Source organism: Deltaproteobacteria bacterium (genome assembly GCA_016933965.1).
GTDB lineage: Bacteria > Desulfobacterota > Syntrophia > Syntrophales > UBA2210 > JAFGTS01.
Genome location: JAFGTS010000049.1, coordinates 1 through 5,656, shown reverse-complemented (window position 1 = coordinate 5,656; position 5,656 = coordinate 1). Strand labels below are relative to the sequence as shown.

General features: G+C 55.1%; 5 protein-coding genes. 2 read left to right on the top strand and 3 right to left on the bottom strand.

Annotated elements, in window-relative coordinates; all coding sequences use genetic code 11:
• Window positions 1–1,375 (top strand): amidohydrolase family protein (locus tag JXO48_12030; GenBank protein ID MBN2284610.1); only part of this gene is annotated, 1,375 nt, incomplete at its 5' end.
• Window positions 1,376–1,581: 206 nt separating this feature from the next.
• Here JXO48_12030 and JXO48_12025 read toward each other — a convergent pair.
• Window positions 1,582–2,121 (bottom strand): PEP-CTERM sorting domain-containing protein, encoded by a 540-nt coding sequence (locus JXO48_12025; GenBank protein MBN2284609.1) that lies wholly within the window; start codon window positions 2,119–2,121, stop codon window positions 1,582–1,584.
• 803 nt (window positions 2,122–2,924) lie between these two features.
• Between JXO48_12025 and JXO48_12020 the strand changes: the two genes are divergently transcribed.
• On the top strand, window positions 2,925–3,875 hold the full coding sequence (locus JXO48_12020) for a 3-hydroxyacyl-CoA dehydrogenase family protein (protein ID MBN2284608.1): 951 nt from the start codon (window positions 2,925–2,927) through the stop codon (window positions 3,873–3,875).
• Window positions 3,876–3,956: 81 nt separating this feature from the next.
• Here the strand turns inward: JXO48_12020 and JXO48_12015 are convergent, their stop codons facing one another.
• Both JXO48_12015 and JXO48_12010 read right to left on the bottom strand, forming a co-directional pair.
• Window positions 3,957–4,883: a 3-keto-5-aminohexanoate cleavage protein gene (locus JXO48_12015; GenBank protein ID MBN2284607.1), complete on the bottom strand. Its 927-nt coding sequence runs from the start codon at window positions 4,881–4,883 to the stop codon at window positions 3,957–3,959.
• Between the two features lie 140 nt (window positions 4,884–5,023).
• On the bottom strand, window positions 5,024–5,656 hold a 633-nt coding region (locus JXO48_12010), incomplete at its 5' end, for a short-chain fatty acid transporter (GenBank protein ID MBN2284606.1).

The following is a 5,656-nucleotide window of genomic DNA, read 5'->3' as shown; positions in this document are numbered from 1 at the left end:
GATTCTTGAGCTCATTGCCGCCCGCGCCGAAAAGACGCCGGAGGGGACATTCATCAACGCGTGGGGGGTGGAGAGCGACGACTTTACCTTCATGAACCGTCGCGACCTCGACGAGGTCACGACGCGGCACCCCGTCCTGGTCGTTCACACCACCGGGCAGTGGGGGTTCGCCAATTCCGCCGCGCTGGAACTGGGCGGGGTGAATCAGGCGACGGTCAGTCCTCCCGGCAGTCTGGTTGAAAAAGGACCGAGAGGGGAGCCGACCGGTCTCCTCGTCCATTATCCCGCGCTCTACCTTGTCAGGAGCGCCGTTCCGCCTCCCGGTGCGGCGCAGATGGAGCGTGCCATCAGCCACGCGGCGGCGCTTTACTGCCAGGAAGGGGTGACCTCCGTCCACGACAATTTCTTCATGGTGACCGGTATGTCGAGCGTCGAATCGGCCCGTCTCTATTTTGACCTGGCGGCATCCGGACGGCTCCCGCTACGCCTGAAGATCTGGCCGTACCTGCCGACGCTTCCCGACACCCTCGATGCCGTCGCGGAGCTTTTTACCGCCGATAAACCGAATTCGGCATCGCCCTTTTACGAAGTGGGTGAGATGAAGCGCTCGGACCCGGCATCCTTTGCTCGGGTATGGGGAGGTCTCAAGATCGCGGTAGACGGATCGGGGCCTACGGCTGGCTGGTCCCGCAACCCGAACGCGCTGATGCTGCATTCCCCGGCTGAACTGCGGCAGATGGTCGATGCCATTCACCAGGCCGGGCAGCAGGTCAGCGTCCATGCGGTCGGAAACCTGGCGGTCGAAACAATGCTCGACGTTTTTGAGGCCGCGCAGAAGGAACACGGCCGTCCCGATCCGCGCCACCGCATTGAACACGCGCTGTGGCCCGGCGAGGCATCGCTTCGCCGCATCAGGAAGGCGGGGATTGTGGTATCGACACACCCCCAGTTTATCTACGCGTGGGGGGATCGATTTGGAAGGGGGCCGAAGGTGCCTGAGTTTGTCCCGCTCCGCTCGTTCCTGTACTATCAGATACCGGTGGCTCTGGGCGCCGACCCGCCCGCTTTTCCCCTCTGGCAGCCGCAGTATGCCCTCTGGCAGGCGGTCGCCCGGGTGAGCAGAGGCGGAAGGAGCTTCGCCTCCAGTGAATCGATCTCTGTCGGGGAGGCACTCCGCCTGCAGACGATGGGGAGCGCCTACGCCGCGTTTCAGGAACGCGACCTCGGTTCGCTGGAGGAAGGAAAACTTGCCGACATGGTCGTCTGGGATCGCAACTTTCTTACCGTGCCGACGGGAGATATCCGCGACGCGAAGGCGCGGATGACGATTGTCGGAGGGAAAATCGTCTTTTCGAGGGAATCGGCAGCTTCATGACAGGACACATGCCCCTGCCTTTTGGGTGATTACAGGACCCTCCGTTTGATAGTATTGGTCAGGGCGGCAGGGTTTGAACCTTGGCCTCGGACTTGCTTTTCCTCAAATGTAATATCCTGTTTGATGCGCAAGACACTGCCGCAGTAATTTCTTCTCCTATTTATACATTGCTGTCAAAGGACGTCAAAAATAAACCGCTGTTCTCCTCAAGCGTGCTGCCGTATCTTTTTTCTGCCGGCGCCCGCGAGTCCAAGCAGCCCGGCGCCCAAAAGAATCATTGTGGCAGGCTCAGGAACAGGAGCGGACGATGAATTGTGAACGAGAAGATTCTGATGCCCGTCGATGTTTATAACGGAATAGTTGCTCAGGAGGTAGCCTGTGTCGAGTGTCGCGTTCTCCAGGGCGTAAAGGTAATCATTATATAAATTTTCAACCTCCAACGGTCCGGTGAGATCGAAATCATCTCCGTAGAGCACTTTCCAGATGGCGCTTTGCAGGGCCGCATTTGCAACCGTTGTTAACGATGGAGAAGAATAGGTATCCATAAGCCAGGCGATTCCCGCCTGCACCGGCTGCAGCATGCTTGCAATATCATAGGTAGCCTGAGAAATATATGAATCCAGGTCCACGCAGAACGCGGACTGGAGATCTCCCCATCCGAGGGTATCGTCATACAGGGATACTGAGAATTCACCTGCATAACCGCTCTTCGCCGTTCCTTCGGGATGATCAAATGTTACCGACATGATATCCCAGCTGTCGACCCGCACCTGTGTAAGGGTAGCGCTGGCAGGGACAACGGTTGCTGTAACAAGCATAAGGGCAAAAAAGGCCGAAAGAACTGCCATGCGTAATGCTTTTAATTTTATGTTCATTTTGTTACCTCCCTTGCGGTGGATTTGGCTTTTTCGATTATGATTTTTTAATAGGTTCTTCATTTTTTGATTCCCTCCCGTTCATTTGTTCCCGCTCTTTTCCTGGCTGTCGGGTTGCGTGCCTATCTTGGCTGCTGTTGTCGCAGGTCCAGAACCCTTTGTAAATACTACTAAAGTAGTATTTTTCAGTGTTTTCGACATGTTAAGGGCAGCTTTTTCGTTCAGGTGTTGATGGCAGGGAGTTGTTCGAAGGGTTTTTCTTCAGTGGAAAAGATTCCCTCGCAAGAAGGCGCGCGGCGGGTTTTGGTAGGCAGCGGCTGCCGGAGTTCCTCGTATGTACAGGCGGGCCGGTAATAGTGAAAGACGAGCGTCGCCGTTACGCTCTTCCGATCCGTAATCCGCCTTTGACATCCCCCGTAGAAAAAGGTATAAACTCTGATCATTAATCCATAAGAATTAAAGGTCGTTAAGCGAAATTGAGTAATAAACGACATTACGAGAGCCGGGCAAAAAACGGCGCAGCCTTCGTAAGAAGGAATTCCAGAAGTTCAATCATGAATTTAATCGTGGCCGGAAAACCGTAGAAGAGCGTCTTGCCGGAGCATTTGGGCGGTGACGTCAGGAATATGGGAATCGACACATTAAAACGCAGGTTGTGAAAGGAGGGGGTGAAGATGGTGGATCGGATTGGGAAGATCGCGGTTTTGGGAACGGGAGTAATCGGAGCCGGCTGGGTGACACTGTTCGCGGTGAAGGGGTATCGCGTAACCGCACAATCAAGGAGGGCCGAAACGAGAAAGCAGGGTCTCGAAATAACTCAGTCAAATCTCAATTTTCTGGCGGAGAAGGGGGTGATATCTGAAGAGACCAAACGCGCGTCTCTGGAGAGCATCCGGATGGTCGAACAACTGTCGGAAGCGGTTCAGGATGCCGATTTTGTCGTGGAGTCCGTGGCCGATACCTACGAAATAAAAAAGCCGCTTTTCGTGGAGATGGACAAATATTCACCGGCGCATGCGATCCTGGCGAGCAGTTCATCAGGCCTAAGCCCGACCGAACTGCAGGAAGGCGTGACGAATCAGGATAAATGCATCATCGCCCATCCATGGAACCCGCCCCACCTGATTCCCCTGGTTGAGGTGGTTCCCGGGGAAAAGACGTCCCAAGATACCGTCGACAAGACGATGGCGCTGATGGAAGATCTGGGGAAGGTTCCCGTCATCGTTAACAAGGTGGTCCCGGGATACATAGGGAACCGTCTTGCCGTGGCTGTGTGGCGGGAAGCGATCGATCTGGTGGTCAACGGTGTGGCGAGCGTGGAGGATGTGGATAAGGCGCTCTACGCGGGACCCGGTATCAGATGGGCTTTTATGGGGGCTAACCTGATCTATCACCTCGGAGGGGGTGAGACGGGGGGGATCGGTCATTTCATCGACGGTATCGGAAACACGACATTCAGTTCGATCTGGAGGGAAATGGCCACATGGGACCGCATCGACGATTCGATGAAGGAACGTCTGATCGAAGGCGTGAAGGAGGAAATGAAAGGGAAACCCTTCAAAGAAGTCGCAAAGTGGCGGGATGACAAGCTGATCGATCTTGCAAAGGTTATATACGGAAAGTAAACAGACCAACAGGGGGGGCTGTCCGTGGTCAGCCCCCCCTTCAATGGTCGATACAGCGTCCATACCAGCTGTTTCTATCGGCTAGAAGTTTACCTTATCCAGCCCTTTCAATGACAGTACCTCACGCGCCTCATCCGGAGTCGCCGGCTCTCCTCCCAGTTCTCTGATGACACGGATGATCTTTTCGACCTGTTCGGCGCTGCTCTTCGCCAGTCTTCCCCGCTCGAGATACAGGTTGTCTTCGAGACCCACCCGGACGTTGCCGCCGAGGAGCAGGGATTGCGTACACATGAAAAACTGATCCCGACCGGCGGAACAGACGGAAAATTCAAACTCGCCCAGGAGACGCTTGGCATAATCCACCATGAAGACCAGATTCTGAGGCTCCGGGGTGATTCCTCCCAGCACCCCCATGACAAACTGGATGTAAACGGGCTTCTTGATGGGATATCCCCGCTGAATCATGAAGGCGATGTTGTTGATCATCGCGGAGTCATAGCACTCAAATTCAGGCTTCGCGCCGTGCTCGGCAAAGATGTAGCTGAATTCCTTCATGGACTTGAAGGTATTCGGAAAGATAAGGTCTTCGCTCATGGCGAGGTATTGAGGTTCCCAATCAAACTTGAAATCTTTCATTTTGTCCAGAACATGGAAAAGGGCGAAGTTGATGGACCCGGCGTTGAAAGAGGCGAGTTCGGGCTTGAATCGGCTTACCGGCTCAACCCGCTGCTCGGCCGTCATACCCAAACCGCCTCCGGTGGTAATGCAGACGACAACATTACATCTGCGTTTTACCTCGGTCAATATCTCCTCATACAGGTCCATTTTAGAGGCTGGCGCCCCGGTTTCAGGGTCCCGCGCGTGGATGTGGCAGACCGCCGCCCCCGCCTCATAGCACCTGACCGCCTCATCGGCGATCTGCTGCGGGGTGTGCGGAACATAGGGAGACATCGTCGGTGTGTGGATGCTCCCCGTTAGTGCCGCCGTTACAATAACTTTACTTTTCATGATATTTCTGACAACTCCTTTCATCATCTAAGCAATTCCAGATTGCCATATACCAATAAGCACAATCTAAGGCAAGGACCTCCGAGGAAAGGTGGGGCCTGCCTTCCGCAGACCCCACTTTGTTAAAAGATCGTATGCCGTCAAACCGGCAACCATGTAACACATATGGCGAACACGAAGAAAGACGCGAGGAGTGCAACGAAGGAATACCCCATGATATCCCTTGCCTGCAACTTGGTTCCGGCAGCGACGATCGGGAAAAATGCCAGCGTCCAGAAGGGCTGGATCATGTTTGTCCACGAGTCACCATAGGCCACGGACATACTGCACCGCGCGATGTACGCCATAAGCTGGTCGGCGGGCATCGCTGCCCCGAGGGTTTTCGCCGCCTCGACGATGGTCGGTCCCACAACCGCCCACTCACCGCCCCCCGAGGGAACGAAGATGTTCACGATACCGGCGGAGATGAAGCATATGAAGGGATAGGAACCGACGGTCGCAGCCCCCGCGAGCCATGCAGCGATGGCCTTCCCGAGACCGGTATGGATCATGATCCCCATGATCCCCGCATAGAAGGGGAACTGGAGGACAATACCCGACACATTGCTGCAGGCCCTCTTCATGGCGATGATATAGCGGAAAGGGGTCTTGTGGCAGATCATCCCCAGGACGATGAAGGCAAAATTCATGATATTGAGGTCGAGGCTGAACCCCTTCGTGGAAAAGTGCCATACGATATACCAGAGTCCCATCAGGGAGATGATGACCTGGAT

Excerpts from the sequence above, each read along its gene's own strand:
- JXO48_12025 (MBN2284609.1), bottom strand. The coding sequence starts at position 2,121 with ATGTCGGTAACATTTGATCATCCCGAAGGAACGGCGAAGAGCGGTTAT.
- JXO48_12015 (MBN2284607.1), bottom strand. The coding sequence starts at position 4,883 with ATGAAAAGTAAAGTTATTGTAACGGCGGCACTAACGGGGAGCATCCAC.
- JXO48_12020 (MBN2284608.1), top strand. The coding sequence starts at position 2,925 with ATGGTGGATCGGATTGGGAAGATCGCGGTTTTGGGAACGGGAGTAATC.